We start from the raw sequence: 26,794 nt of genomic DNA, 5'->3' as shown, positions 1-26,794 counted from the left end.
GGTGATCAAATGAAAGAGGCTTTTAACAGAGGCAAGGTCCGGGATGAGATTATAATCCCGCCTTATGAAGGAAGAAGCGCACTGGTTCACAAAGGGGAAGAGCTGATTATTATTGATATGGAAGGAAAACAGGTTGGGGACTTTGTCTGCATTAACTATGAAGATCCCGCGGAACATGTATCACCTGTTCATATGCGGGCTTCACTTAGCAGCATTCGCCTTAAAACGGGAGACTGGCTTTACAGCAACCGCCGCCGTCCCTTAATGCAGCTTTTGGAAGATACTGTTGGAAAACATGATTTCTTCTTCCCGGCATGCGATTATTATCGCTACAAAGTAGATTTCGGCAAAGAGGACCACCCTAATTGCCATGATAATATCGCAGATGCATTGAAAAAGTTTAATATTCATCCTCCGGTAATTCCAGATCCCATTAATATTTTTATGAATAATGTCCTTGATGCTGCCGGGGATTATGTTATTGCAGAACCGCTTTCCAAGCCTGGCGATTACATAAGGCTGAAAGCGCTGTGCGATGTTGTCATTGCCTGTACAACGTGTTCCCAGGACATGGCGCCTGTTAATGGGTTCAAAGTGACCCCTATTAAAATGCAAATTCTGGAGGCGGATTAATGAATGATATCCAGTTTCTTCAGCATCTGCTCCAAATTGACAGCTCCAATCCCCCCGGAAATGAGCATTTAGTGACTGAAGCATTTATTAATCGATGCAAGCAAAATGGTCTGCCTTTTAAAATGACCATGCTTGATGAGACTCGAAGCAATTTTGAAGTCACCCTTCCCGGAAAAAGCGGTAAACAGCTATTTTTATGCGGCCATATGGATACTGTTTCCCCTGGAACAGGAGAATGGGATTACTCCCCTTTTTCAGGGGAAATCGCAAATGGCCGGATGTATGGCAGAGGAGCTTCTGATATGAAAAGCGGTCTTGCAGCAATGTTTCTGGCATTAGAGGAGCTGTATCTCTCAAATACTATTCCGCCTGCAGACGTTACCTTTTTGGCAACATCCGGGGAAGAAGTCGACAGCTGCGGTGCCAGGGCTTTTCTAAAAGAAAATGATGAACGGAAAATTGATGCACTTGTCATTGCCGAACCGACAAATGAAAAAATTGTCATTGGCCATAAGGGGGCACTTTGGCTTGAAATCACAGCATATGGAAAGACATCTCACGGTTCGATGCCGGAACAGGGAATCAATGCAGTAGATCATATGCTGAAAATAATCCGGGTATTGGATGAAATGAAAATTGAATGGAAGACAGAAAAAAAGCCCCTCGGACAAAGCAGCCTGGCTGTTACCATGATTGAAGGCGGCGTGCAGACTAATGTCATTCCGGATAAATGCAGCATCAGAGCAGACATAAGAACTGTCCCTCCTCAATCCCATTCCAGTTTTATTAACAGGCTAAAATCCAAACTTAATCTCCTGGAGGATCAGGGAGAAATTTATAAATACAGTGTGGAAACCCTGCTGGACCGCCCATCTATTTTAACAGATCCTGCTGAAGACATTATTCATTTAGCGCAAATGATAAAGGGAGGCCTGGCTGCAGATCATTACGGGGTGTCCTATTATACAGATGGGGCCGTGTTAAATCCAAGGAGTGAAATTCCGACTTTAATTTATGGACCGGGTGATGAAAAGCTGGCCCATCAGCCAAATGAGTGGGTCAGTCTGGATGCCTATCAGCGCTCCATTCAATTTTACAGACAGCTTATTATGTCATATGGAAAGCTTGAGCCTTCAAAAGTCAGTTCTATCCAAGGGGGGAAAGCTATTGAACAGTATCCTGATAAAGAATGCTGAAATTGTTACGATGAATGCAGCCGAAGAAATCATTTTCGGAGATTTATATATTGTAGATGACCGTGTTGCCGAAATTGGACAAAACTTGACGCATCAAGCTGATAAAGTAATTGATGCCAGCGGAAAGACGGTTATTCCAGGATTTATTCAGACACATATTCACCTGTGCCAAACCCTTTTCCGCGGGCAGGCTGATGATTTGGAGCTGCTTGATTGGCTGAAGCAGAAAATCTGGCCGCTTGAGGCTTCCCATGATGAAGAGTCCATCTATTATTCTGCTATGCTGGGCATTGGCGAATTGCTCCAGAGCGGGACAACAACTGTTGTGGATATGGAAACCGTTAATCATACCGAATATGCATTTCAGGCCATTGCAGAAAGCGGCATACGAGCATTAGCCGGAAAGGTCATGATGGATAAAGGTGATGAGGTCCCTGTTCCGTTAAGAGAAAATACCTCCGCATCCATACAGCAAAGCGTGGATCTCCTTGAAAAATGGCATAATCGTGATAACGGGCGAATACAATATGCCTTCTGCCCTCGTTTTGTAGTATCCTGTACCGAAGAATTGCTGACAAATGTCAGGGATCTTTCCGCACAGTATGACGTAAAAGTCCATACTCATGCATCGGAAAATTTCAATGAAATTCTCCTTGTCGAAAAAGAATTGGGCATGCGGAATGTCGTCTACCTGGACAGCATTGGTCTAGCCAATGAAAGGCTGATTCTGGCCCATTGTGTTTGGCTTAATGAGGAAGAAAAAAGAATCATTAAAGAGCGTGGGGTTAAGGTCAGCCATTGTCCAGGATCTAATTTAAAGCTGGCCTCAGGTGTGGCAGAGATTCCTTCATTAATCGATCAGGAGGCTTTTGTCAGCCTGGGTGCTGATGGGGCTCCCTGCAATAACAATCTGGATATGTTTAACGAAATGAGACTGGCTGCCATCATTCAGAAGCCTGTCCACGGACCAACAGCAATGAATGCAAGAACCGTCTTCAGAATGGCAACGATCGGCGGAGCTAAAGCAGTCGGAATGGAACAGGAAATCGGAAGCCTAGAGCCCGGAAAGAAAGCTGACCTTGCTATCCTGAATCTGAATGACTTTCATGTTTATCCGTCATTTGATATCGATACCATCTCAAGAATTGTCTATTCAGCGACTCGTGCAGATGTGGAATCTACCATTGTGAACGGGAAGATTGTGATGGAAAATCGCAAACTGAACACAGTAGATAAAAAAATAGTGTTAAGAGAAGCGAATACAAGCATTAAGAGGCTGCTCAAAAGATTAGAGACAGCTATATATTAATCTTCTAAATGCGGCTGAGGGCAAATCGGCTGCTTTTTTATGGTAAAATAAGTAAGTGGGGGTGTGGTGATTTGAAAGCCGAAATGTTAGATCAATTAAATTTAATTCAGGCATCCGAATTTATAGCAGAAAAGAACGCTTTTCCAGAGAATCATATAGGGTATTTAGGGACCGAAAAAAATGATATCCTTCATAGTTTAAAAGAGTTGAATAGTGATAACGAATCAGCTGCATACATACTTTTTATTTGCCGATACCTCCAACCATGCTGCAGCCAAGTTTGCTTTAAAAAATGGATTCCTTCTGCAATCGGCTCAAACATACATGGAACTGAAAAAAAATTCAGGCTTCGGTTTTAAAAATGTCAGTTTATTGCCGGTTCACCTTCATAGTGACTTTATTCATTTACATGATACTTTGTTTCCTCGTGCATATTATTCAGGAAAAGAGATTATTGAAAGGATCAATGATGATCACAAAGTCTATACATCTGAAGATGAAAATGGATTAGATGGTTATTTATATGCAGAATACAATCGTCAAGAAAAAGAAGGAAGCATTGAATTCATTGGTGTGGATCCTGATAAGCGGATGAAGGGCATTGGACGGAATTTGCTTGAAATGGCGGTTCATGATCTTTTTGTGAATAGTGTAGCCAATAGCATTAAGCTTTGTGTAGAGACAGCAAATGAGAAAGCGCTGTCTATTTATAAAAAAGCAGGCTTTAAAGTTGAGAGATCGCTGAATTTCTTTAAACTAGATATTCGGGTAAAAGAGCAATAAATTAGTGTGCTTTTGTATTTTTAGGTAATATATAAGTAATCAGATAAAATGGAGGGAACAACAAAATGGCTATTGAAAACCCAAGCAGGGACGAAATCGGTGTCCTCTTAAAAAAGGCAAAGAGGATTGCTGTTGTAGGATTAAGCGGAAATCCTGAACGTACATCCTATATGGTATCAGAGGCGATGCAAAAAGCGGGCTATGAAATCATTCCAGTAAATCCTTCTGTTGATGAAGTACTTGGTGTAAAGGCAGTACCGAGTCTTAAAGACATCGAGGGGCATGTAGATATCGTTAATGTCTTCAGGAGATCTGAGTTTCTTCCGGAAATCGCGCAGGAATTTGCCGAAATAGATGCTAATATTTTCTGGGCTCAGCTTGGAGTGGCAAACCAGGAAGCATATGATTTTCTAAAAGAAAAAGGGTACACTGTCATTATGGATCGCTGCATTAAAGTTGAACATGCTCTGACGAAGTAAACTCAGCATGAGGTCTAAATAGATCTCATGTTTTTTATTATTTATAAAATCCATGTAAATAATGGGTTCGTGTAACGGAATTAATCATGATAAATCTTTTAAATCCCAAGATCTTATTTGCCAAAACTAAATAAATAGATAAAATAAAGCATAGACCATCCTAATTTATATGGTAAAATATAAATACAGAACATCTGTTCGCAACCTGTTTTTTTACAAATAAAAATAGGCTGTACTGGTATGTTCAAATGCCGTGATCTTCGGCGGCAAGTGTTTTTGCAGGAAATGAAAGGGGTATGTTCGTGGCAAGAAATCAGGAAGCTTTTGACTACAATGATGATGCCATACAGGTACTCGAAGGGCTTGAAGCTGTTAGAAAACGCCCGGGTATGTACATTGGAAGTACGGATGCAAGGGGTTTGCACCATCTTGTATATGAGATTGTCGATAATGCTGTCGATGAAGCACTGGCAGGATACGGGGATCATATCATTGTTAGAATACATAAAGATAATTCAATTAGTGTACAAGATAAAGGACGCGGAATGCCTACAGGTATGCACAGAATGGGCAAGCCGACTCCAGAAGTCATATTGACTGTCCTTCATGCAGGAGGAAAGTTTGGTCAGGGAGGCTATAAGACAAGCGGCGGGCTTCATGGTGTTGGTGCATCTGTCGTCAACGCCCTATCTGAATGGCTAGTGGTAAAAATTAAACGTGACGGCTTTGTGTATGAACAGCGCTTTGAACTTGGCGGTAAGCCGGTTACTACCCTCGAAAAAACGGGCAAAACAAATCAATCGGGGACTACCATCCACTTTAAGCCGGATCCGTCGATTTTTTCGACAACCACGTATAATTATGAAACTCTATGCGAGCGTCTTCGTGAGTCTGCTTTCCTTCTAAAAGGAATGAAAATAGAAATCATCGATGAGCGTAATGATTTTCATGATGTTTTTCACTATGAAAACGGCATAGAAGCATTTGTTGAATATTTAAATGAAGAAAAGGATGTTCTCCACCCTGTCGTAAGCTTTGAAGGCGAAAGCAATGGGATTGAAGTGGACTTTGCTTTTCAATTTAATGATGGCTACTCGGAAAATGTTCTTTCATTCGTCAACAATGTCCGCACAAAGGACGGCGGTACGCACGAGGCCGGGAGCAAAACTGCGATGACAAGGGCCTTTAATGAATATGCCCGCAAGGTGAATCTGCTGAAAGAAAAAGATAAAAACCTGGATGGAGCGGATCTTCGGGAAGGTTTCACGGCGATCATCTCTGTTCGTGTCCCTGAGGAGCTTCTTCAGTTTGAGGGCCAGACAAAAGGCAAATTGGGGACCAGTGAAGCCCGTTCTGCGGTGGATTCAGTAGTTTCCGAGCATTTGTCTTATTTCCTTGAAGAAAACCCTGAGACAAGCTCACTGTTAATTAAAAAGGCGATAAAGGCTTTCCAGGCACGAGAGGCGGCCCGCAAAGCACGTGAGGAAGCAAGAAGCGGGAAAAAACGGAAAAAATCTGAAGCAATGCTTTCGGGAAAACTGACTCCTGCACAATCACGGAACCCTCAAAGAAATGAATTATATCTGGTTGAGGGGGATTCGGCAGGAGGGTCTGCCAAACAGGGCAGGGACAGGCGTTTTCAAGCTGTACTCCCGCTTAGAGGTAAAGTAATCAACACGGAAAAAGCAAAGCTTGCGGATATTTTTAAAAATGAAGAAATCAATACTATTATCCATGCAGTTGGTGCCGGTGTTGGAGCGGATTTTAATCTGGACGATGTCAACTATGATAAGGTGATCATCATGACAGATGCCGACACTGATGGAGCGCATATTCAGGTGCTCCTGCTAACGTTCTTTTACAGGTATATGAAGCCGCTGCTTGAAGCAGGAAAGGTATTCATTGCGCTGCCTCCTTTGTATAAGGTCAGCAAAGGTTCAGGCAAAAAAGAAATGATCGAATATGCATGGAGTGATGATGACCTGCAGGATACCATAAAAAAAGTGGGAAAAGGCTATATGCTCCAGCGCTACAAAGGACTTGGGGAAATGAACGCCGACCAGCTGTGGGAAACAACGATGGACCCTGAGTCGCGCACATTGATCCGCGTTAAAATTGATGATGCAGCCAGAGCTGAACGCCGGGTGACCACCTTGATGGGCGATAAAGTTGAACCCCGACGCAAATGGATCGAATCAAATGTGGCATTCGGACTTGAAGAAGACGGCAGCATACTTGAAAATGAAAATATTTCAGTACTAGAGGAGGAGGGTGTTGACTCATGAGTTCTGCTGAAAAATTCCGGGACCTTCCTCTTGAGGATGTTTTAGGCGACCGTTTTGGACGCTATAGTAAATATATAATTCAGGATCGTGCCCTGCCTGATGCACGTGATGGGTTAAAGCCCGTTCAAAGACGGATTCTTTATGCCATGCACGTAGAAGGCAACACACATGAGAAGGGTTTTCGAAAGTCCGCAAAAACAGTCGGGAATGTAATCGGCAATTATCATCCGCATGGCGATACTTCCGTTTATGACGCGATGGTGCGGATGAGCCAGGATTGGAAAGTTCGAAACCTTTTAGTTGAAATGCATGGAAACAATGGGAGCATTGATGGAGATCCTCCTGCAGCCATGCGTTATACAGAAGCTCGGCTGTCTCCCCTTTCTTCGGAGTTGCTGAGAGATATTGAGAAAAGAACCGTTGAATTCATTCCAAACTTTGATGATACATCAAATGAGCCAACCGTATTGCCGGCCGTTTATCCGAATTTGCTTGTTAATGGCTCGACAGGCATTTCGGCGGGGTATGCAACGGATATTCCGCCGCATCATTTAAATGAGATTATCGATGGTGTTATATTACGGATGGATAAGCCTGATTGTTCCATAGATGATCTTATGGAGCATATTAAAGGCCCTGACTTCCCTACGGGTGGCATCATTCAGGGAATCGATGGAATAAAGAAAGCTTATGAAACAGGAAGAGGCAAAATTATTGTCCGCGGAAAGGCTGAATTTGAGGATTTGCGCGGAGGGAAAAAGCAGATCGTCATCACTGAGATCCCTTATGAAGTGAATAAAGCAAATCTGGTGAAGAAGATTGATGAGTTCCGCCTTGATCGGAAAGTTGAAGGCATTGCCGAAGTCCGTGATGAAACAGACCGCACCGGACTACGGATTGTGATTGAATTAAAAAAAGATGCCGATCCTGAAGGCGTTCTTCATTATCTCTACAAAAACAGTGATCTGCAGATTCCATATAACTTCAATATGGTTGCCATCCACAATCGCCATCCGAAATTAATGGGACTAAGAGAGCTGCTGGATGCTTATATTGGCCATCGTAAAGAAGTTGTTACACGGAGATCCCAGTTTGAGCTGCAAAAGGCTGAGGCGAGAGAGCATATCGTTGAAGGCCTAATGAAGGCTTTGTCCATATTGGATGAAGTGATTGCGACAATCCGCGCTTCTAAAGATAAACGGGATGCGAAAGATAATCTGATTGCAAAATTTGCGTTCACGGAACCTCAGGCAGAAGCTATCGTTTCCCTGCAGCTTTACCGTTTAACCAATACAGATATCACTGCCTTAAGAGCGGAGGCTGAAGAGCTTGCTAAGCTCATCAGCGAGCTTAAAGCTATTCTGGAGAGCGAGAAGAAACTTCTCTCTGTTATTAAAAAAGAGTTAAGGGATGTCAAAAAGCGCTTTGCGGATGAACGCCGTACCAGAATTGAAGCGGAAATCGAGGAAATCAAGATCAATCTTGAAGTTCTGGTAGCGAGTGAAGATGTAATTGTAACGGTAACGAAGGAAGGCTATGTCAAGCGGACCAGCCAACGATCATTTGCTGCCTCTAACGGACAGGATTTTGGCATGAAGGATTCAGACAGAATTATTGCTCAGCTTGATATGAATACAACTGATGTACTTCTTGTATTTACGAATAAAGGCAACTACCTGTACTGCCCTGTGCATCAGCTGCCTGATATCCGCTGGAAAGATCTCGGGCAGCATATTGCCAATATCATTCCGATTGACCGGAATGAATCGATTGTCCGGGCAATTCCTGTAAAGGATTTTGAGACCAAAGAATATCTTCTGTTCATGACGAAGAACGGCATGGTAAAGAAAACTGAGCTAAAATCATATAAGGCGCAGCGATATTCAAAACCTCTGGTTGCTGTCAATGTAAAGTGCGATGATGAAGTACTTGATGTTTATTTAACTGATGGCACCAAGGAAATTTTCCTTGCGACCCACCAGGGATACGGCCTCTGGTTCCATGAGGAAGAGGTCAGCATAGTAGGGGCAAGGGCTGCCGGCGTTAAAGGAATTAATCTCAAAGATGGCGACTTTGTTACAGGCGCCCAGCTTATAGAGGAAGATAAAGAGCAGGCTGTTGTGATTGTTACACAGCGTGGTTCCATTAAAAAAATGAAGCTGACTGAATTCGAACGCACCTCGCGCGCGAAAAGAGGCGTCGTGATGCTTCGTGAATTGAAATCAAACCCGCATCGTATCATTGGGTGTGTAATCGTCCGCAGCAAAGATGTGTTATATATTGAAACAGAAAAAGGGAAGATAGAAGCAGTTAATGCTTCAGCAATCCGCTTTAATGACCGCTATTCAAATGGATCGTTTATCATTGACGTTACCGATAGCGGCAAAGCAAAATGCATCTGGAAGGCTGAAGTCCTGGAAGAGGATGAAGGCACTAAAACTGAATAGAATTAATGACCCCTGTGAATACAGGGGTTTATTTGTCTGCTGGAATATAATTTTATGTGAAACTGAGTCCTGAGTAAACTGAATAATGTTATTCTTTTGAAAGTCTATTTGTATAAAAAACTTATACTAGTTTATATGAAAGCGATTAAAAATATTTAATTCATTTTAGAAGAAACCCGGTATAATTGGCTTAAAATGAGGGTTTTTATAGAATATTCACACTGGCGAATTAATATTCGACTTGTCTATTAAAAATTCTTTTGATAGATTATAAGGAGCGTGTTGTTTTTCCAAAATAATAAAAAATGTTTAGGGGGAAAAGTATGGGCTTATTAGAAACAGTCGTAGGCTTTCTAAATGATCTTTTATGGACGTACATTTTGATCGCCTCATTAATAATTCTTGGTTTATTTTTTAGTTTTAAAAGCAGGTTTGTCCAATTAAGATATTTCGGTGAAATGTTCAGAATATTGGGCGATAAAGCAATGGTATCTGCTAAAGGCAAAAGAGGGATTTCTTCCTTTCAGGCCTTCACTATTAGTGCAGCCTCCCGTGTAGGTACAGGTAATATTGCCGGTGTAGCAACTGCGATTGCTGCAGGGGGAGCTGGCGCTGTTTTTTGGATGTGGCTTATCGCATTTATTGGGGGAGCTTCTAGCTTCATTGAAAGTACTCTTGCTCAGATTTACAAAGTCAAAGATAAAGATGGGTTCCGCGGCGGGCCTGCCTACTATATGGAAAAAGGCCTTAACAAGCGTTGGATGGGAATCATCTTTGCTATCATTATTACTTTTTGCTTTGGGCTGGTTTTTAACTCTGTACAATCCAACACGATCTCCCTGGCCTTTAATGAAGCGTTTGGCACCAGCCGACTAACAATCGGAATTATATTGGCGGTATTAACGGCGGCTATCATTTTCGGTGGCGTTAAACGGATTGCGTATGTCTCTCAAGTCATTGTGCCGATCATGGCGGTTATATACTTAGCTGTGGCTATCATTATTGTCATCATGAACATCACAGAAATCCCTAATCTGATTGCCAGCATAGTCAAAGGTGCTTTTGGTATTGATCAGGCTGCAGGCGGAGCAATGGGTGCAGCAGTAATGATGGGTATAAAAAGGGGTCTTTTCTCAAATGAAGCAGGTATGGGTAGTGTACCAAATGCTGCGGCAACAGCAGCTGTTTCCCATCCTGTAAAACAAGGACTGATCCAAACCCTTGGGGTGTTTGTAGATACGATCTTAATTTGTTCTGCGACTGCTTTTATCATCCTGCTATCAGGTGATTATGCGAACTCTGATCTTACCGGCATAGAATTAACTCAGGCAGCCCTTAGCACACATGTTGGATCATGGGCACCTATTTTTATTGCAGTTGCTATTTTCTTATTTGCCTTTACTTCGGTTATTGGGAATTATTATTACGGCGAAACCAATATTGAATTTATTAAAGAGAGCCGCACTGCCCTGTTTACTTATCGCATAGCTGTAATCGGAATGGTGGTCTTCGGATCCGTAGTTGATTTAGCCATTGTTTGGAGCCTTGCTGATTTATTTATGGGCTTAATGGCGATCATTAACTTTATTGCGATTATATTGCTTGCTAAAGTTGCCTATGCAGCTCTGAATGATTATAAGGCACAGAGGAAGGCAGGAAAAGACCCTGTGTTTTATGCTGACTCCATTCCGGGCCTAAAAGGGATAGAATCTTGGGAAACGAAAGAAAGTGCTTTAAAAAAAGCAGCAAAATAAGTATTTAACAGCCTCTTATCCTATGGATAGGAGGTTTTTTGTCATTTTACATAGTATTTCCATAGTTGGGCAAGATAATAAAAAAATAGGGAGGGTACATAAATGAAGAAGGAATTGCTTTTTGCGTTTGCGGCGTTCTTTTTTATGTCTTTATCCGCCATAACCGGTGTATATGCAGGTGAACAAGACCAAAAGACTGTTACGCTGTCAAAAGATAAAGTGGATGTTACCGGTGATCAAAAGGCGGATACTGTCTATCTTAAGGGTGTTTATTATGAGGAAGGCGCTTCATTTTTAAAGGAAATATCACTCAAAGTTAAGGCTTCAGACGGAAAAACATATAAAGCGGAGCTTGAAGGGGGCTATGAACCTCAAATACAATTTGAAGATCTAAACCATGATTCCATAAATGATATGTATATAAGTATTCCTACTGGCGGAAGCGGCGGCTTGTCGAATTTTTATTTATTTACTTTAAAAGAATTTAAACTAATTGACCTGTCTGTTCCGGATCCTTTAGTAATTAATAGCCAATTTGAAAATGGCTACAAAGCTACTATCAGTATCCAGGATACGAAACAATCGTATACATTCGATTTACGGGACAGAGGTGAAGAGTACGAACGGCTCGGTCTGTATGTAAACGGCAAGCTAAGCGAGCCGACGGAGCTTATGGTTAATCCATATAGTACGCTGAAGATCATCCCTATAGAAGGGAAAAAGGGATTAATGGGAGTTCAAAGAATAAGCGGTGCATATAATGCAGATACCATTGCCTTTGCAGAGTCCTTTTGGCTTTATGAAGATGGAAAATGGGTATTAAAAGACACGAAAGTTATGAATATGAATTCCCGCAAGCGTTAAAGACTGGGCATTTGTCACGTTTTAGCATGGCCTCCATATACTGAACATAAGGATATTTGTATAGGGGGTCGCTTTATATGAGCAAATTTAATCCATCTAAGCTGTCTGTTAAATATTTGCCTCCTGCGACGGAATTCAGACCCGTAGACAGCAGGAAATATACACTTACACATTCGGATGCAACAGGAGAATTATTTTTGGCCATAGGCGGATCCTATGATTTTAATGCAGTTAATCCAAAATTCCGTGATGAAGTTTTTGCTGAATGGATACCTCAAATGGGGCAGTATGTGCTGAGCGGGAGGGTATATATCAGCGGCGGGGAATTCGATAAGCAATACGCAAAAATTAGGTTTCTCATTTACCAGAAAGAACTGGAGCTGGCACTAACAGCCATGGCCTATGGAGACCGGTCTTTTTATTCCAACTATCCATGGCTGCTTGATTCACCAATCTTTATATACTTTGAATCCGTTTATCCGGAATTCAGCAAGCTGATTTATTATGGAACTCCCAGAAAATATTTAAGTGCAGCATTGCAGCCAGTATGAAAATACACGTATAAGAACATTTGTTCTGTGGTGTGAAAAATGGCTCTAAACATAGCAGCAATTGGAAAACAAGTTGTATTTATTCATTAATGCAAAGGAGCGAATAGAATAATGAGGAATGAACAGGATAAAGAATTTGAATTGAGTTATGAATCTGATGGAGAGATGGGGGGAAAAACCAAAAGCCCTAGCAATAGTAAGAGGAACAATAAAGAAGAACGACATCAAGAGATGTTTTTTAATACTACACAGGATAGTGAATAAATTAATAAGTCGATCAGAATAGATAGTTTCATATAAAAATGTTATGTAAACTAGAGTAAAAAAGTATATGGTCAGGAGGGCGCTTGGATATCTGTGAATAGTGTTATCTAAGAAGAATTTACTGGAACATCGATTATGTTTTCGTAGCATCAGCTGAAATAAACAAACAAACAGCTCATAATCATTTAACTGCAATTATTTAAAGCCAAACTTTTCGTTTGCAGATTACATTAACATTTTAATAAATATAAGACTGTAAATTTTTATTCTGTCTCATTATCTTAAGTATACTTAGATAATGAGACAGAAATTCTATTGTTGCTTATAACTTCCTATAATATATATTATGTAAACTAGAAAAAATAAAAACAAACACGTGACTTAGTCCCCCAACTGTCCGCTGATGGGATTTCCCTACACTCTATACATAAACAATTATTCAATTTATCTTTACTTTTTAAGGGCAAATCACTATTTAATGCTTTGTTTTGTTTATATTAATAACCCTTACTAATTATCTCCTCAATTTTGGTCATCAAGCAAAAATAGTTATGAATTGTGAAACCACTGGTTTGTAAAATGTTCTGGTCATCCTGCCCTCTTCCCATTAAAAACCATTCTAAACGAATATATAATTTCTCTCCTCTAACTATGAAGACATCAACATTTTTCCTTTTGACATAATTCACATTACGATGTAAATTTGTATCATAGTATATTCAAATAATCAGATATACAATTTAACAAATATTAAAAAGGAAGGCTTGTAATGCAGCAAAAAAGGTTTTTTACTGGGAGATTCAGTGGTTATTCTTTACAGGGTTTTCAAAAAGATCTTCTGTCAGGTCTTGTTGTTGGTGTTATTGCAATTCCTTTAGGCATGGCGTTTGCTATCGCTTCCGGAGTGAAACCTGAATATGGAATTTATACAACCATTATTGCAGGTATACTTATTTCACTGTTCGGTGGTTCAAAATACCAAATTGGCGGGCCCACTGGTGCATTTATCCCCGTTTTGTTTGGAATTGTCATGACATATGGTTATGAAAATCTATTAATTGCAGGATTTCTGGCAGGAATTATATTATGTTTAATGGGGATTTTTCGCCTCGGCATTTTAATTAAATATATTCCCAGATCAGTTACGATTGGATTTACATCTGGAATTGCTGTTATCATTTTCGTCGGCCAAATAGCTAACTTTCTGGGGCTTACAGGTGTAGAAAAGCATGAATCATTTCTTAAAAATATGAGAGAAATTTTTATTCATTTTCATACACTTAATGTTTATAGTGTTTTAACAGCTGGAATATGTTTGATTACTCTCTTACTTACACCCAGATTTTTCTCGAAAATTCCCGGCTCTCTTTTAGGGCTGCTGTTTTCTACCCTTGCAGCAATGTTCTTTTATCCTAATCAGGTAGCAACAATAGGCTCGACATTCGGAGAAATTCCTAACTCCTTACCCCAGTTTGGTTTTCCGGACATCACTTTTGAAAAAATTCAGCTCTTAATCGGGCCTGCTTTAATTATCGCTTTACTTGGAGGCATCGAATCTTTATTATCAGCTGTAGTAGCGGACGGAATGACAAAAAGTAAGCATCATAGCAATCGTGAACTATTGGGCCAGGGAATTGCGAATATGATTACTCCTTTATTTGGCGGAATCCCTGCAACCGGAGCAATAGCCAGAACAGCAACAAATATTAAGAATGGTGCAGTTTCGCCTTTTTCCGGGATAATTCATGGAATGGTGGTTTTGATAATCTTAGTAGTCTTTGCACCCTTTGCTTCCAGCATCCCTTTAGCCAGTATGGCCCCAATTTTAATGGTTGTTGCCTGGAACATGAGTGAGAGAAAAGAATTTTATCATGTACTCAGGACTAAAACGGAAGATTCACTAATCTTAGTCGTGACATTTTTATTAACCATTTTTGTAAATCTTACGGTTGCTGTGGAAGCAGGTCTTATACTAGCCATCGTCTTATTTACCAAACGCATGAGTGATATGCTGATAACATCTAAATCACTGCCTGATCCTAAAAACAAACATGAGAAAATACAGATTCACATGGTGACAGATACTCATGACTGCCCTCAAATCAGTATTTATAGTGTTGAAGGTCCCCTGTTTTTTGGGGCTGCTCAAGCCTTTGAGCAATCTATTATGAAAACAATCCAAAATAAGCCAAGAGTGATATTATTAAGAATGGGAAAAGTTCCTTTTATGGATATAACGGGGGAATATTATTTTTCTGGTATCATAAAGGAGTTATCAAAGCATGGAGTTATACTCATCTCCGGCTTAAAGCCACAGCCTAAAAGTATGTTAAAAAAGACTGGTATATATGACTTTATTGGAGAAGAACATTTCTTTGAACATACTGGTGAATCAATAAATTTCGCACTTAAACACTTAAATACAGAACAGTGTTTTGGTTGCAGACATTTTGCATTTAGAGAGTGCGCGGCATTATCGTGTCAAAAAAGTGATATCGGACAATTAAGAAGTGTTGCAGAGTATCTTAATTAATGAAAGAGAGGCCAAGTAATTGAACCTTGAAATTCAGCAATTCAAAGCGGAATTTTTTAAAGCTCTTGCCCATCCATTAAGGATAAGGATTCTTGAATTATTAGCAGATGGAGATAAGAATGTAAATGAAATTCAAAGTCTTGTAGGGAGTGAAGGCTCTGCTGTTTCTCAGCAATTAACCGTGCTAAGAGCTAAAAACATTGTCACTGGTACGAAAAATGGAAATCGGGTTATCTATTCTTTAAGAGATCCCATGATTATTGAATTGCTTCATGTTGCACGGCAAATTTTCAACAATCATCTTGTCGATACAATAGAAATGTTAGATAAGTTTAATGATGATGATCATGATCATTCTGAACAGTCTTAGTTAAGGTTTTAGGAAAAATAATTGAAATCAGGTGAGTAAAATGTTAACGGGTTTACTAATTGTTGGGGTCTTAATTGTTTTGGTTGTATTATTCTTAAGTGTTATAACCACTTCCAAAGCATACACCTTTAAGCATACAGTGGATCCTTTAGAAAATAATCCACATTTATGCGAAGATAAAGAAAATAGTGACAAAAATGTTTAGATGATTGTTTCTTATCAAATATTTTTTGTTATGTACCCTTTTATATACTTTTTTAATGACAATGTCGAATTAGCTTTTCTCCGGCATTGAGATCATTATATTGACAATTTACTTATTAAATGAATGTAATTCAGAATATACTTATGAAGATCGAAGCCTATTTGTCTGCCCTGAATGTGCTCATGAGTGGTCTTTAAACTCAGAAACTGAAAATAGTGAAAATCAAAAAACAATTACAGACGCAAATGGAAATGTTTTAAATGATGGTGTTAATGTAACTGTAATCAAAGACCTTAAAGTAAAAGGAAGTTCATCTGTATTAAAAATAGGAACAAAAGTTAAAAATATACGTTTAGTGGACGGAGATCATGATATAGAATGTAAAATTGACGGTTTTGGAGCAATGAAATTAAAATCTGAATTTGTTAAGAAGGTTTAAGTTTCAAAATTTTTTCAGCTGTCCCCCATCGATGAACAAATGCCCACATTACAGTGGGCATTTGTTATATATTCAGTTTTACTGCTTTTTTTTCTCAAAACCAAGTTCATCTGCCATTTCAGTGAGCGCTGACAGGTTTTGGTTCTTAAAAGCATTGTTTAAATTTGATTTGTTTATGATCTGCTGCATGGGATGCGTATTGGCGCTGTGGTTTCGGCTGCGTGTAAATGCAACGGCTGCTGTGCTCAGCACTATGCTGATCAGTGATCCCCACAACCACCCCCAGTTGCTCTTCCTTTTTACGCCAAACATATTCATTATTGGCCTGCGCATATTCCCCATATTATTGAAAAGCGCTGAAATCCAGTTATTCAACTGCAAGCACTCCCTTATTTATAACCAATTTTGAAAGAGACGTTTTCTCTTCCGTTTCTTAATTTTCGCATATGGGAATGCAAATATGCTGGCAATTTTTTTGATGGTCTTATTAACTCCTGTTAAACAAATACTTCCCAAATACCCAGCAATAATCAGCAGACGAATCACATTTAAAAATTAAAAAAAGCCAAAATACACTTGTAATAGTAGTACAGAAAGAAGGTAAGAAAATGACAGTTGGAACTCAAGTAAAACAGACCATTGCAGGCTTAAAAAGCGCACAGGCAAGTCTTGAAACCTTTGCTCTTGCAACCGACAACCAAAATGCTAAGCAGATGTACCAAAGTGCTGCCCAGCAGACACAATCCATCATTGATAGCCTTGAACCAAGACTTAAGGAGATTCAGGAAGAAGAACCTCAATATAATCAGTAAATCAACTGGCTGGCTTTTGCCAGCCGCAGTTTTATATAAAAACTCTTATGAATGGTGTGAATTTCTAAATGACCATAGCTTCTGATGTCAGTCAATGTCTAGCAGCAATTCGTTCTATCGAAGCTCAATTATCCAGCCTTGCATTAACTTCAATGGACGAAGAAGCTAAACGTCTTTTTCATGAATCTATGCTGGAGGTAAGCGAAATAAAAAATGATTTGGAAAACAGAAAACAGGTTATTGAGTTTGAGGAGCCTCAATATAAACCAAATTAATCAAACATGGAGATGAAATTATGCCTGAGTGGCTGCTGATTGGTGCTCGTTCTATTTTGTACGCAGGTGTTCTACTTATCATTACTAAACTGATTGGAAAAAAACAAATTTCAGAGCTTTCTTTTTTTGAATATGTATCAGGAATCACCATCGGGAGTATAGCCGGTGAAATTATTATGGGCTTAGACAACCACTGGGCAAGCGGAATTCTTTCTATTATGATCTTTGGTCTTGTAACATTATTTGCTGATATTCTCTCCTTAAAGAGTAAAAGCTTCCGCGATTTCTTTGAAGGAAAAGGGACAATATTTATTAAAGATGGAAAGATACTGGAAGACAATTTAAAAAAAGAAAGATACTCTATTGATGATCTTTCCTCCCTGCTCCGCCAAAAAAATGTCTTTAAGGCAGCTGATGTTGAGTTTGCAGTTCTGGAGCCTCGTGGTGACCTTAGCATTATGCTGAAGAAGGAAAACCAGCCGCTCACTCCAAAAGATCTTCAATTGAACTTGCCTCAGGAAAAAGAACCGCAAACGGTTATTATGGATGGTAACATTCTAAACGATCCATTGGCCGAGTCAGGAAAAAGCAAAAAATGGCTGAAAGCTGAAATCGAAAAATTAGGCCTCACTCAGGAAAATATTTTTTGGGGTCAAATTAATTCTTTTGGCGAATTAACTGTGGATGTATATGATGATTCAATTAAGGTTCCTGCACCTCAACAGCGCCCTCTGCTTCTGGCCATGATTAAGAAGTGTGCAGCGGACCTGGAGGTATTTTCATTGCAGACTGATTCAAAAAGTGCACAGAAGATGTATGAAAAAAATACTGAAAAGCTGAATCAAATTATTCAGAAACTGACTCCGTACCTTAAGTGATTTTACCTTCCCTCCTGCTTTCCTCCGTCCATCAAAAAACAAACACCAGAAATTTGGTGTTTGTTTTTTAACATGTCCCTTTCCCTTCCTTTTTCCATACTATCTTTTGCATAATCAGAGCTGCGGCCGCTATTAATGCCACAAATAGTAAGCTTACAAAGAATCCAAATCGGATTGATTTTTCAAGCAGTGTCCCGCTGACCGCAGCCAAGATTAGGATCAATCCTAAAATGGCCAGGATCTTGCCAAATATTTTGTTCTCCAATATCCTCAGTGCTGAAATTATTATGAAAGACCAATTAAATAAAATCATGATGCCTGCAGCAGTGGTAATGTATTCATAGATTTTTCCCGGCAAAAGCAAAGCTGTTACAATTGATGCAACTAAGCCCGCAGTGGCGAGTATGAGCGATGGCAGCGGCAGGTCCTTCCATTTTTTTATTTTTTTTGAAAAGACATTTGGAGCATCACCATCATCGGCTAAAGTAACCAGCAATGCTGTTACCCCAAACAGTGAAGCTGTCATGGTAGAGAAGCCGGCAATGATTATGGCTGCATTAAAAACGTGCGGGAAAAAGGCCAGGTTGTAATGTTCCATGGCAGTAACAAACGGACTTTCTTTTTCATTAAATTCTCCATGTGAAGCCATGTAAACGGCTAAACCCAAAGAAATGACATAAATGATGACCAAAACAATCAGCATGATAATGCCGGCTTTCGGTGCGTCTTCTTTCTTTTTTAATCTTGTAGCCATGAGGCCGATTACTTCAATTCCACCGTATGCATAGAAAGCATAAATTAAAGATGACCAAAAGCCTGTAAAACCCTCTGGAAACCAGTCCTGTACAGAACCTGGAAATCCAGGATGATTCACATTTCCGTCCATCACACCAGCCAAAGCAGCAAAAGCCAGGATGATGAACATGATGATGGCAGCAGTCTTAATGACCGCAAATAGGTTTTCTGCCTTATCAAAGCCTTTGCTTCCTGTAAGAACTACAATAATTGAAAGAATGGCATAACCAGCTGCAAAAATCCAAAGCGGGACGTGTGGCAGCCAGAATCTTGTTAAGATGGAAAGTGCAGTTAACTGGCTTCCCATGATTAAAATATTTGAGCACCAGTAATTCCAGCCGCAGCTAAACCCTGCCCATTTCCCATAAGCTTTATTGGCATAATAGCAGAAAGATCCTTCCTGAGGGTCTTCTGCTGTCATCTTAGCTAAAAGATTATAGACTATATAAGTTCCAATAGCTGCTAATATAAATGAAATAACAATAGCGGGTCCGGTAATCTTGATTCCAATGGCAGACCCCAGAAAAAATCCGGTCCCGATGGTGCAGCCGACACCAATCAGTGATAATTGCCACCACTTTAAATCACCTGATTCACTTTCTTTCGAGGAATTTCCGCTTGGAAGAAAAAAATCCATGATGTACCTCCCTCTTTGCGTTGCAAACTGGCAAAAAAATAAGCCGATTCAGATGATGATCGGCTTCCGTTTTGGTGTCACTTGGAAATTTGCCATAATTCTTATTTCTTTTTCTCGGAAGTGTCGTTTTTTAACCCTGTAATAGATCTAAACAACTGTGTATTCATGCTCCCCTGAACAATATCCTCAAGGAAAAACTGCTCGATCAATTTTTTGTATTCCTCATCCTCAAACATCTTTTTATTTTGAAGCTCCATCTCGGCCAGACCTTCATATGTGGAAAGAAAAGCATATGTATGATCATCGCCTGATATGGGTGATAATAATTCGATTTTATGCTGGTAATTTTCGTTGCGGAAATTTTGTATCATTCTGAGGTTTTTAAGAGCTTCAACAAAGTTATCCTGCTTTAACTGAAAAGACTGATAAACAAAAACTGACATGATAATCCCCTTCCCAAGATTTCAGAACTTTTGATTCACAAAGTAAAATTCCAGGGACCTTATATATTTGGAAATGAAACTGCCCAGAGTTGTTCATTCCCGGATTGATTCCCTTCCTGTTTAGTTTGTTATTATTGTTAGAAAATATTCTTTGCTGATTTTCGGAAGCTTCCATAATGAATGAAAAAAGTTCCCTTTTATTGATTTTTTTCTCTGTAATTTTAGCAGGAGGAGTGCTAAAAATATTGAAGGGGCGATGTCCCATGAAAAATTATTAGGGAGCTGATTATATGCATACAGTTCAACATGGTTTACAGCAAGCAAATCAAGCGCGTCAGCTTGCACAGCAGCTGATCCAGCAGACACAGCAGGGAAGCCAGCAATACCGTATGATGCTTCAGCAGGAACAGCAGAATATCCAAATGCTTGAACAGATTCTGCAGCGTGAAAAGCAGGCTGCCCAATTAATCGAGCAAAGTCTGCATAGTCACGAGCTGGCCATCCAGCGCTGCCAGGAAGTTGTAAACATTTGCAATCAAATGCAGGGGCAGCTCACCGGGCCAGAAATGACCGCATTCCCGCAGCCATTTAATAATCAGCCTGGATCTCAATATAATTATGGAGGCACTTTTCGACAGCAATAAATAAAAAACAGCCCGAAAAATTCGGGCTGTTTCCAGATTACACCATAACCTTGCAGATATCATTCGTAAACTCCACAGGGTCGCTGATTGGAAGTCCTTCAATCAATAATGCCTGGTTATACAGGAGGTTTGTATATAGATCTAATTTTTCTTTATCATTTTCCAAAGAATTCTTTAAGGCTTGGAATACTTCATGATTTGGATTGATTTCAAGGACCTTGTTCGCTTTTACATTCTGATTATCTGGCATGCTGCTGAGCACCTTTTCCATTTCAATGGTGACTTCCCCATCTGCAGTCAGGCACACCGGATGGCTTTTTAGTCTTTTGGAAATACGAACATCTGTTACTTTTCCTGATAATATTTCCTTCATGGTGCTGAACAATTCTTTATTTTCTTTTTCTTCTGCCTCTGACGGCTTTTCTTCTTCATTCTCTATGCCGAGGTCACCGCTTGAGACCGACTTGAATTCCTTCTCTTTATAGGACATGAGCATTTTAATAGCGAACTCATCTATATCCTCTGTAAAGTACAGAATTTCATAACCCTTATCCGCCACAAGCTCGGTTTGCGGAAGCTTTTCGATTCTTTCATATGACTCTCCGGAAGCATAATAAATATATTTCTGATCATCCTTCATTCTGGATACATATTCATCAAGAGATGTTAAGGTCTTTTCTGTTGAAGAAAAGAACAGCAATAAATCCTGGAGCGTTTCCTTATGAGTTCCGAAATCGCTGTAAACACCATATTTTAATTGGCGTCCAAATGACTTATAAAATTGTTCATATTTTTCCCGCTCATTTTTCATCAGCTGCTGGAGTTCGTTTTTAATCTTTTTGCTGATATTTTTGGCAATTAGCTTAAGCTGGCGATCATGCTGAAGCATTTCCCTTGAAATGTTCAAGGATAAATCCTCAGAATCAACCATCCCTTTCACAAAACTGAAATAATCAGGCAAAAGGTCTCCGCACTTATTCATGATTAAAACGCCATTCGAATAAAGCTCCAGGCCTTTTTCATATTCTTTTGAGTAATAATCAAATGGAATATTTTCAGGAATATATAAAATCGCATTATAGCGGATGGTGCCATCCACATTAATATGGATATGCTTTACCGGCTTGTCAAAGCCATAATGCTTCTCCTTATAGAACTTTTCGTAATCTTCGTCTGTCAGCTCGCTTTTATTTTTGCGCCAAATTGGTACCATGCTGTTGATGGTCTGCTCTTCTGTTATTTCCTCAAACTCATTTTCAGCATCTTCTTTTGGTTTTCTGATGGTCACATCCATTTTAATAGGATAGCGGATGAAATCAGAATATTTTTTTATGATTGACTTTAAGCGGTACTCTTCAAGATACTCATCATAGCTTTCATCTTCTGTGTTCGCTTTGATTTTTAAAATAATCTCAGTGCCGATCGTGTCTTTTTCATATGGTTCAATTGTATAACCGTCAGCACCATGTGATTCCCATTTATACGCCTGATCACTGCCAAGTGCCCTGCTGATTACGGTTACCACATCAGCTGTCATGAAAGCAGCATAAAATCCTACTCCAAATTGGCCGATAATATCATGGCCATCTTTAATCTCATTTTCTTTCTTAAAAGCGAGCGAACCGCTTTTGGCAATGACACCCAGGTTGTTTTCCAGTTCCTCCTTTGTCATGCCGATGCCGGTATCTCTAATTGTTAAAGTCCTGTTATCTTTATCAGGAACGACTTTTATGTAGTAACTGTCTTTTTCAAACGTTAAGGAATCATCTGTAAGTGCTTTGTAGTAAATTTTATCGATCGCATCACTGCTATTGGAAATAAGCTCCCTCAGGAACACCTCTCTTTGAGAGTAAATGGAGTTAATCATCATTTCCAATAATCTCTTGGATTCTGCCTGAAACTGTTTCGTTTCCATGTTCGTCTCTCCCCCTAACATTTTGATACATTAGCATTTGAACCTTAAGAGTGCTAAACAATATTTTAATATCATATAAGCTAATATATGTCAATTAAGATGAATGAATTTTAGTATGAGATTTTCCCGGCACATTCCACAAGATTGCGAATGGTCTCTTTTAATTGCCGGGACAGCTGCTCTGGAGTCCATTTTGAATTCTGATTGTCCAGGTCTGATTGTATTAACAGCATCATCCAAATTGAAAAAACAGCTGAAAACAGATAATATTCCCGTTTGAATTGTTTCCTTTCAGAGGCCGGGATTCCAAGCTCATCACAATAACAATCCAGAATCATGTTTCGCAATGTACGGCCGCTTTCTCTAGGGAAATCAGGATGCGAAATATCGATTAAGTGATACAAATCCCAATAAGGGGTGTTTAAGTGGCAATGCTCCCAGTCCAGAACAACTGTTTTATCGTCCGCATAGCCGAAATTCCCCGTGTGTAAATCTCCGTGGCAAAGAACCTTCTTATCGGAAAAGGGATTATCGGTATATGCGTTGAAGATTATATTTCCTATGAGAGATGAAACATTATGTAACCTAAAAACAGCAAAAACCTTCTCTTTGTTTTTCAGTATATAGGCAGCCATTTCCTGAATAGGAGGTTTAGGACCCTTCAGCTGTGTATTGGAAATCCGCGCAATAGGGAAAGAATGCCATTTGGCCATTAATACGGTCAGCTTCAGGGCAATATCAGTATCAAATGTATGGTTAATGGTGCCAAGATCCTCTAAAATAATCCAATTACTGATTGGTTTGCTGTGAACGGAGTAAGACAGGATTTTAGGGTACTTTAGCGGGAGTTCTGCCAGTACATTTTCAAAAATCCATACTTCTTTTCCAAGCTGGGAATTGTTTGTCAGAGGCTTGAAAATATAGCTATTTGAAGCATCAATAAAAAAGCGCTCGACAAACCTGCCGTTCACTCCTTGATAGATATTCTCTCTTCTCAAAATATTTTGGTCATTTAAAGTCCCGTCTGCATTCACAATATTAGTAAACAAGCTGGCTCCCCCCTAATTAACAGCATCCTAAAATATATATCAATCTGCCTAGCTAAATAATACTGGATTTTTCAAGGCACAAAAAAAGTATCCTGTATAAGGATACTTTTCAAAGCAGAGTGAATTCATAGCCCTTATCCCGGATTTCAGCAATTAAACCAGGGAGGGCTTCTGCAGTCTGGGGTAATTCATGCAATAGGATGATTGCTCCATCTTCCAGGTTCTCAATAACGTTTCTGATTATTTGTTCAGGCTCTTCTTTAAGCTCCCAGTCCATCGACGAGATTCTCCACAATATGGTGGAGAGCCCCAGCTCTTTCGCTGCAGCAATGGTATGCTCATTATACTGTCCATATGGGGGCCTGAATAGCTTCACTTCATGACCTGTGATGGATTCGATCTTTAATTTGCTTGTCCTTAGATCCCGGAATTGTTCAGCCGGAGTTAACTTAACGAGATTGGAATGCTTGGAAGAGTGTGTTCCAATCTGATGTCCTTCTTCCAGGACTCTCTTCCATGGACGTCCAGCGTATAAAAGCCGTGATTGCCAGAAGAAAACAGCAGGAACCTTTTCAGCCTTCAATATTTCCAGTATTTCCGGAAGAACTCTTGCCGGCCCATCGTCAAAAGTCAGCGTCACTGTTTTCTTAGATGATTGACCGGAATTAAATAATTGGATGTCAGGGTCGTTCGAAACGTACACGACGTTCGAGCTATCCACTATTCATGGACAATTGGCCATTTTTCTGCCTCCTCTCCTTAAGTTGATGGGATATATGATTTTTCGTAATAACTTTCTGCATCGTATGTAAATACATACATATCATCTGTAAACTGCTCTGGTTTGCCATCAAAAACGACTTCCCCATCTTTTAAGGCAATAATCCTGGTAGCATAGCGTTTAGCCAATTGAACATCATGGACATTAATGGTGGTTTGGAGACCATGCCGATCATGCATCTCCTTCAGCAGGCTGAAGATCCGGTCTGAAGTTCCCGGATCCAGGCTGGCAACTGGCTCGTCTCCCAGCAGGAACCTTGGCTTTTGAAGGAGAGCCCTTGCAATGCCGACTCTCTGTTTCTGCCCTCCGCTAAGCTGTTCAACCCTGCGTTCGGCATAGTCGGCTAAGCCAACTTCTGCAATGACCTGTTTAGCCCGAGTCTTTTCTTCCTCCGTAAACCACCCAATGAGATTCTTAAAGCTGCTTCTGTAGCCGAACATGCCTGTCAGAACATTCTGCAGGACAGTCAATCTCGGAACTAAATTAAAATGCTGAAAGATCATTCCCATCTCCCTGCGGATTTTCCGAAGCTGTTCATCACTAAGTGCGGAAAAGGATTGGCCATCCCAGATGATTTCCCCTGACGTAGGTGACTGGAGGCTATTTAAACAGCGGATCAGAGTGGATTTTCCGGCCCCGCTTTTACCCAGGACACACACAAAATCTCCAGGGTGTATCGTCAGATTTATTGAATTAAGCGCGTTATGCTTCATGCCGGGATAACGGACAGTTATATTTCGAATTTCAAGCATTTCCTGCCTCCTTTATATCACTCGGTTTCTGACATAGCTTCCGAAAAGGTCCACTAGAATAACAATGATCATTATCACCAGGACATCGAGCGAAACGGAATTGTATTGGAAGGTTTTAAAATCATTAAAAAGTCTTTGGCCGATTCCTCCCCCGCCAATGAAGCCTAGGATAAGGGAAGTCCTTATGGCAACCTCAAAACGGTAAAAGTAATTTGATAATACATTTGGCCATATTTGAGGCAGGATGCTGAACAGGGATGCAAACCAGCTTTTTGCCCCAACTGCCTTCATGGCTTCCTGAGGGCCGGGATCAGAGGCTTCAATGAGCTCAGAGATCAATTTTCCCAGAACTCCAATGTTATGAAACATAATGGCCAGGACAGCCGGAAAAGGACCAAGTCCTAAAGCCGTCAAAAGAATCAAACCAAAAACAATTTCAGGAATGGAACGGACAAAGCTGAGGCCGACTCTGGTTATATGGTAAACAAATTTTGAGCCGGATGTGTTTTTAGCGGCCATAAAGCTTAAGGGAAGTCCGATAATAAGACCGAAAAAGCTTCCCAGAAAAGCCATAGCCAATGTTTCCAGACTGTCTTCAAGGATCCTTGGAAGGAGAGAAAAATCCATCGGGAACCAATGGGACAGAAAGTCTATCATATTCCGGAAGTCCTTGAATTTCGATAAATCGAATTCCGTTAGCCTCATACTTAGATAAACAAATAAAACCAACACCAAATATGTTAGTATGCTGCGTCTTTTAAACCACAATCTTATCAGCCCTATTCTTTAATAAGTCCCTCTTTTAGGGCAGCCTGGCGGATGCTTTCATAATCTTTGTTGCTTGCTTCTGTAAATCCGCTTGCTCCGAATGCATCCAGAATTTCCGGATCTTCAATCGCAAGAAACGCTTCTTTTAGTGCTTTAATTGTTTCTTCATCTGTGTTTTCATGTACAGCCCAAGGGTATTGGAAAAGCTTCTCTGATTTCCAGATCGTTTTAATTTGATCTCCGTCTACTTTTCCTGAATCCACTAATTGATTATAAATGGCGCTGTCGACCGCACCTGCATCCACCTGTTTATTTTGAACTGCCAATGCAGTAGCATCATGTGAGCCGGTAAATCGGACGCTTTTAAAGCTGTGATCATCCTCTGATTTGTACACTTCACGGTCCTTCAATTCAATGGAAGGGATAAGAGATCCTGAAGTTGAATTGATATCACCGAAGGCAAAGTCCGTTTCATTGCTATTTTTAAGTAAATCTTCAAGTGAATTCCAAGGGTTGTCTTTGTGGGTAATGATATATGAATAATAGAATGGCTCTCCATCAATCAGCTGTGTAATGATGGCTTTTGCACCGCTCTTCTCATGGGCAACTACATATGTTAAAGGACCGAAATAGGCCATATCAATTTTATCGTAGTTCATGGCTTCGACTACGCCGTTATAATCCGGATAAACTTCAACAGCAACCTTCCGATCGAGTTTTTCCGATAATGTTGACTGCAGTTTCTCCATGGCAGCTTCCATTGATCCCTCTGTTTGAACGGGGATGACTCCAATGGTGAAGGTTTCTTTCGATTGTTCTTTTGCATTTTTATCTGTGTTTTTTGTTTCATTGCCACTGCAGGCTGACAGAAGCATCAGTGAAAAGATAGTTATGAGCATTAAGAATTTTTTCATGTTTGCACTTCCTTGTTTT

The 26,794-nt window shown here is 40.0% G+C and carries 28 protein-coding genes; 19 read left to right on the top strand and 9 right to left on the bottom strand.

Features of this window, described 5'->3' with window-relative positions; genetic code table 11:
• Nucleotides 1-9 precede the first annotated feature (9 nt).
• The 15 genes from AC6CHU_RS16100 (at nucleotide 10) to AC6CHU_RS16030 (ending at nucleotide 16,112) form a co-directional block, all read left to right on the top strand.
• The gene (locus AC6CHU_RS16100; protein WP_498122297.1) at nucleotides 10-633 is read left to right on the top strand and encodes a DUF1989 domain-containing protein; all 624 of its coding nucleotides are present in this window, start codon (nucleotides 10-12) and stop codon (nucleotides 631-633) included.
• On the top strand, nucleotides 633-1,829 hold the full coding sequence (locus AC6CHU_RS16095; protein ID WP_159867370.1) for a M20 family metallopeptidase: 1,197 nt from the start codon (nucleotides 633-635) through the stop codon (nucleotides 1,827-1,829). The genes AC6CHU_RS16100 and AC6CHU_RS16095 overlap by 1 nt, the downstream gene beginning before the upstream one ends.
• Complete coding sequence (locus AC6CHU_RS16090) at nucleotides 1,801-3,138, top strand: 5'-deoxyadenosine deaminase (RefSeq protein ID WP_251283793.1); 1,338 nt, start codon at nucleotides 1,801-1,803, stop codon at nucleotides 3,136-3,138. The genes AC6CHU_RS16095 and AC6CHU_RS16090 overlap by 29 nt, the downstream gene beginning before the upstream one ends.
• 213 nt (nucleotides 3,139-3,351) lie before the next feature.
• A complete protein-coding gene (locus AC6CHU_RS16085; protein WP_498122294.1) occupies nucleotides 3,352-3,921 on the top strand; it encodes a GNAT family N-acetyltransferase in 570 nt (189 codons plus the stop codon).
• 65 nt (nucleotides 3,922-3,986) lie between these two features.
• Complete coding sequence (locus AC6CHU_RS16080) at nucleotides 3,987-4,400, top strand: CoA-binding protein (RefSeq protein WP_251283794.1); 414 nt, start codon at nucleotides 3,987-3,989, stop codon at nucleotides 4,398-4,400.
• Between the two features lie 302 nt (nucleotides 4,401-4,702).
• The gene (gene parE / locus AC6CHU_RS16075; protein ID WP_311315913.1) at nucleotides 4,703-6,685 is read left to right on the top strand and encodes a DNA topoisomerase IV subunit B; all 1,983 of its coding nucleotides are present in this window, start codon (nucleotides 4,703-4,705) and stop codon (nucleotides 6,683-6,685) included.
• Nucleotides 6,682-9,132, top strand: a complete 2,451-nt coding sequence (gene parC / locus AC6CHU_RS16070) for a DNA topoisomerase IV subunit A (RefSeq protein WP_498122292.1) — start codon at nucleotides 6,682-6,684, stop codon at nucleotides 9,130-9,132. The genes parE and parC overlap by 4 nt, the downstream gene beginning before the upstream one ends.
• A gap of 323 nt (nucleotides 9,133-9,455) precedes the next feature.
• Complete coding sequence (locus AC6CHU_RS16065; RefSeq protein WP_159867384.1) at nucleotides 9,456-10,886, top strand: alanine/glycine:cation symporter family protein; 1,431 nt, start codon at nucleotides 9,456-9,458, stop codon at nucleotides 10,884-10,886.
• A 102-nt stretch (nucleotides 10,887-10,988) separates the two neighbouring features.
• Nucleotides 10,989-11,750 carry a YybI family spore inner coat protein gene (locus AC6CHU_RS16060; RefSeq protein ID WP_159867387.1) on the top strand — a complete coding sequence of 254 codons (762 nt, stop codon included), beginning with the start codon at nucleotides 10,989-10,991 and terminating at the stop codon, nucleotides 11,748-11,750.
• A gap of 77 nt (nucleotides 11,751-11,827) precedes the next feature.
• A complete protein-coding gene (locus AC6CHU_RS16055) occupies nucleotides 11,828-12,301 on the top strand; it encodes a staygreen family protein (protein ID WP_159867389.1) in 474 nt (157 codons plus the stop codon).
• Nucleotides 12,302-12,412: 111 nt separating this feature from the next.
• The gene (locus AC6CHU_RS16050; protein WP_498122290.1) at nucleotides 12,413-12,565 is read left to right on the top strand and encodes a hypothetical protein; all 153 of its coding nucleotides are present in this window, start codon (nucleotides 12,413-12,415) and stop codon (nucleotides 12,563-12,565) included.
• Between the two features lie 769 nt (nucleotides 12,566-13,334).
• Nucleotides 13,335-15,098: a SulP family inorganic anion transporter gene (locus AC6CHU_RS16045; RefSeq protein ID WP_498122288.1), complete on the top strand. Its 1,764-nt coding sequence runs from the start codon at nucleotides 13,335-13,337 to the stop codon at nucleotides 15,096-15,098.
• Nucleotides 15,099-15,117: 19 nt separating this feature from the next.
• The gene (locus tag AC6CHU_RS16040; protein WP_159867395.1) at nucleotides 15,118-15,468 is read left to right on the top strand and encodes an ArsR/SmtB family transcription factor; all 351 of its coding nucleotides are present in this window, start codon (nucleotides 15,118-15,120) and stop codon (nucleotides 15,466-15,468) included.
• A gap of 40 nt (nucleotides 15,469-15,508) precedes the next feature.
• On the top strand, nucleotides 15,509-15,673 hold the full coding sequence (gene ytzI / locus AC6CHU_RS16035; RefSeq protein ID WP_159867398.1) for a YtzI protein: 165 nt from the start codon (nucleotides 15,509-15,511) through the stop codon (nucleotides 15,671-15,673).
• 100 nt (nucleotides 15,674-15,773) lie between these two features.
• Complete coding sequence (locus tag AC6CHU_RS16030; RefSeq protein ID WP_498122286.1) at nucleotides 15,774-16,112, top strand: zinc ribbon domain-containing protein YjdM; 339 nt, start codon at nucleotides 15,774-15,776, stop codon at nucleotides 16,110-16,112.
• Between the two features lie 78 nt (nucleotides 16,113-16,190).
• On the opposite strand, the gene AC6CHU_RS16025 is transcribed toward AC6CHU_RS16030, so the two are convergent.
• Nucleotides 16,191-16,487, bottom strand: coding sequence for a hypothetical protein (locus AC6CHU_RS16025; protein WP_498122284.1), 297 nt, complete (start codon nucleotides 16,485-16,487; stop codon nucleotides 16,191-16,193).
• A gap of 233 nt (nucleotides 16,488-16,720) precedes the next feature.
• Here AC6CHU_RS16025 and AC6CHU_RS16020 point away from each other — a divergent pair, with 233 nt between their 5' ends.
• The 3 genes from AC6CHU_RS16020 (at nucleotide 16,721) to AC6CHU_RS16010 (ending at nucleotide 18,077) form a co-directional block, all read left to right on the top strand.
• Complete coding sequence (locus tag AC6CHU_RS16020) at nucleotides 16,721-16,924, top strand: DUF1657 domain-containing protein (RefSeq protein WP_159867404.1); 204 nt, start codon at nucleotides 16,721-16,723, stop codon at nucleotides 16,922-16,924.
• Nucleotides 16,925-16,992: 68 nt separating this feature from the next.
• Complete coding sequence (locus AC6CHU_RS16015; protein WP_159867407.1) at nucleotides 16,993-17,199, top strand: DUF1657 domain-containing protein; 207 nt, start codon at nucleotides 16,993-16,995, stop codon at nucleotides 17,197-17,199.
• Between the two features lie 20 nt (nucleotides 17,200-17,219).
• Nucleotides 17,220-18,077 carry a DUF421 domain-containing protein gene (locus AC6CHU_RS16010; RefSeq protein WP_159867410.1) on the top strand — a complete coding sequence of 286 codons (858 nt, stop codon included), beginning with the start codon at nucleotides 17,220-17,222 and terminating at the stop codon, nucleotides 18,075-18,077.
• 67 nt (nucleotides 18,078-18,144) lie between these two features.
• On the opposite strand, the gene AC6CHU_RS16005 is transcribed toward AC6CHU_RS16010, so the two are convergent.
• The gene (locus tag AC6CHU_RS16005) at nucleotides 18,145-19,509 is read right to left on the bottom strand and encodes an amino acid permease (protein WP_498122282.1); all 1,365 of its coding nucleotides are present in this window, start codon (nucleotides 19,507-19,509) and stop codon (nucleotides 18,145-18,147) included.
• A gap of 101 nt (nucleotides 19,510-19,610) precedes the next feature.
• Complete coding sequence (locus tag AC6CHU_RS16000) at nucleotides 19,611-19,952, bottom strand: hypothetical protein (protein ID WP_159867416.1); 342 nt, start codon at nucleotides 19,950-19,952, stop codon at nucleotides 19,611-19,613.
• Between the two features lie 290 nt (nucleotides 19,953-20,242).
• On the opposite strand from AC6CHU_RS16000, the gene AC6CHU_RS15995 reads away from it, so the two are divergent.
• Nucleotides 20,243-20,596: a hypothetical protein gene (locus AC6CHU_RS15995; protein ID WP_159867419.1), complete on the top strand. Its 354-nt coding sequence runs from the start codon at nucleotides 20,243-20,245 to the stop codon at nucleotides 20,594-20,596.
• A gap of 37 nt (nucleotides 20,597-20,633) precedes the next feature.
• On the opposite strand, the gene htpG is transcribed toward AC6CHU_RS15995, so the two are convergent.
• From htpG to phnD, 6 genes are all read right to left on the bottom strand, one after another.
• Nucleotides 20,634-22,511 carry a molecular chaperone HtpG gene (htpG, locus tag AC6CHU_RS15990; protein ID WP_159867422.1) on the bottom strand — a complete coding sequence of 626 codons (1,878 nt, stop codon included), beginning with the start codon at nucleotides 22,509-22,511 and terminating at the stop codon, nucleotides 20,634-20,636.
• Between the two features lie 110 nt (nucleotides 22,512-22,621).
• The gene (locus AC6CHU_RS15985; RefSeq protein ID WP_159867425.1) at nucleotides 22,622-23,560 is read right to left on the bottom strand and encodes a phosphotransferase; all 939 of its coding nucleotides are present in this window, start codon (nucleotides 23,558-23,560) and stop codon (nucleotides 22,622-22,624) included.
• Nucleotides 23,561-23,669: 109 nt separating this feature from the next.
• Nucleotides 23,670-24,281 carry a polysaccharide deacetylase family protein gene (locus AC6CHU_RS15980; protein WP_159867428.1) on the bottom strand — a complete coding sequence of 204 codons (612 nt, stop codon included), beginning with the start codon at nucleotides 24,279-24,281 and terminating at the stop codon, nucleotides 23,670-23,672.
• Between the two features lie 38 nt (nucleotides 24,282-24,319).
• The gene (gene phnC, locus AC6CHU_RS15975) at nucleotides 24,320-25,093 is read right to left on the bottom strand and encodes a phosphonate ABC transporter ATP-binding protein (RefSeq protein ID WP_159867431.1); all 774 of its coding nucleotides are present in this window, start codon (nucleotides 25,091-25,093) and stop codon (nucleotides 24,320-24,322) included.
• 12 nt (nucleotides 25,094-25,105) lie between these two features.
• Complete coding sequence (gene phnE / locus AC6CHU_RS15970) at nucleotides 25,106-25,840, bottom strand: phosphonate ABC transporter, permease protein PhnE (RefSeq protein WP_396398729.1); 735 nt, start codon at nucleotides 25,838-25,840, stop codon at nucleotides 25,106-25,108.
• A 32-nt stretch (nucleotides 25,841-25,872) separates the two neighbouring features.
• The gene (gene phnD / locus AC6CHU_RS15965; protein WP_159867437.1) at nucleotides 25,873-26,775 is read right to left on the bottom strand and encodes a phosphate/phosphite/phosphonate ABC transporter substrate-binding protein; all 903 of its coding nucleotides are present in this window, start codon (nucleotides 26,773-26,775) and stop codon (nucleotides 25,873-25,875) included.
• Nucleotides 26,776-26,794: the final 19 nt, after the last annotated feature.

Source organism: Cytobacillus sp. GQ23 (assembly GCF_059758675.1).
Note: the sequence above shows the minus strand (reverse complement) of the source record. Positions and strands in the feature narration are given on the sequence as shown.

Coding starts and splice junctions, on each gene's coding strand:
- phnD (WP_159867437.1), bottom strand. CDS start 26,775: ATGAAAAAATTCTTAATGCTCATAACTATCTTTTCACTGATGCTTCTG.
- AC6CHU_RS15995 (WP_159867419.1), top strand. CDS start 20,243: ATGCATACAGTTCAACATGGTTTACAGCAAGCAAATCAAGCGCGTCAG.
- AC6CHU_RS16015 (WP_159867407.1), top strand. CDS start 16,993: ATGACCATAGCTTCTGATGTCAGTCAATGTCTAGCAGCAATTCGTTCT.
- AC6CHU_RS16080 (WP_251283794.1), top strand. CDS start 3,987: ATGGCTATTGAAAACCCAAGCAGGGACGAAATCGGTGTCCTCTTAAAA.
- phnC (WP_159867431.1), bottom strand. CDS start 25,093: ATGCTTGAAATTCGAAATATAACTGTCCGTTATCCCGGCATGAAGCAT.
- AC6CHU_RS16060 (WP_159867387.1), top strand. CDS start 10,989: ATGAAGAAGGAATTGCTTTTTGCGTTTGCGGCGTTCTTTTTTATGTCT.
- AC6CHU_RS16095 (WP_159867370.1), top strand. CDS start 633: ATGAATGATATCCAGTTTCTTCAGCATCTGCTCCAAATTGACAGCTCC.
- AC6CHU_RS16020 (WP_159867404.1), top strand. CDS start 16,721: ATGACAGTTGGAACTCAAGTAAAACAGACCATTGCAGGCTTAAAAAGC.
- htpG (WP_159867422.1), bottom strand. CDS start 22,511: ATGGAAACGAAACAGTTTCAGGCAGAATCCAAGAGATTATTGGAAATG.
- AC6CHU_RS16050 (WP_498122290.1), top strand. CDS start 12,413: ATGAGGAATGAACAGGATAAAGAATTTGAATTGAGTTATGAATCTGAT.
- AC6CHU_RS16065 (WP_159867384.1), top strand. CDS start 9,456: ATGGGCTTATTAGAAACAGTCGTAGGCTTTCTAAATGATCTTTTATGG.
- ytzI (WP_159867398.1), top strand. CDS start 15,509: ATGTTAACGGGTTTACTAATTGTTGGGGTCTTAATTGTTTTGGTTGTA.
- AC6CHU_RS16045 (WP_498122288.1), top strand. CDS start 13,335: ATGCAGCAAAAAAGGTTTTTTACTGGGAGATTCAGTGGTTATTCTTTA.
- AC6CHU_RS16055 (WP_159867389.1), top strand. CDS start 11,828: ATGAGCAAATTTAATCCATCTAAGCTGTCTGTTAAATATTTGCCTCCT.
- AC6CHU_RS16000 (WP_159867416.1), bottom strand. CDS start 19,952: ATGTCAGTTTTTGTTTATCAGTCTTTTCAGTTAAAGCAGGATAACTTT.
- AC6CHU_RS16005 (WP_498122282.1), bottom strand. CDS start 19,509: ATGGATTTTTTTCTTCCAAGCGGAAATTCCTCGAAAGAAAGTGAATCA.
- AC6CHU_RS16100 (WP_498122297.1), top strand. CDS start 10: ATGAAAGAGGCTTTTAACAGAGGCAAGGTCCGGGATGAGATTATAATC.
- AC6CHU_RS16010 (WP_159867410.1), top strand. CDS start 17,220: ATGCCTGAGTGGCTGCTGATTGGTGCTCGTTCTATTTTGTACGCAGGT.
- parC (WP_498122292.1), top strand. CDS start 6,682: ATGAGTTCTGCTGAAAAATTCCGGGACCTTCCTCTTGAGGATGTTTTA.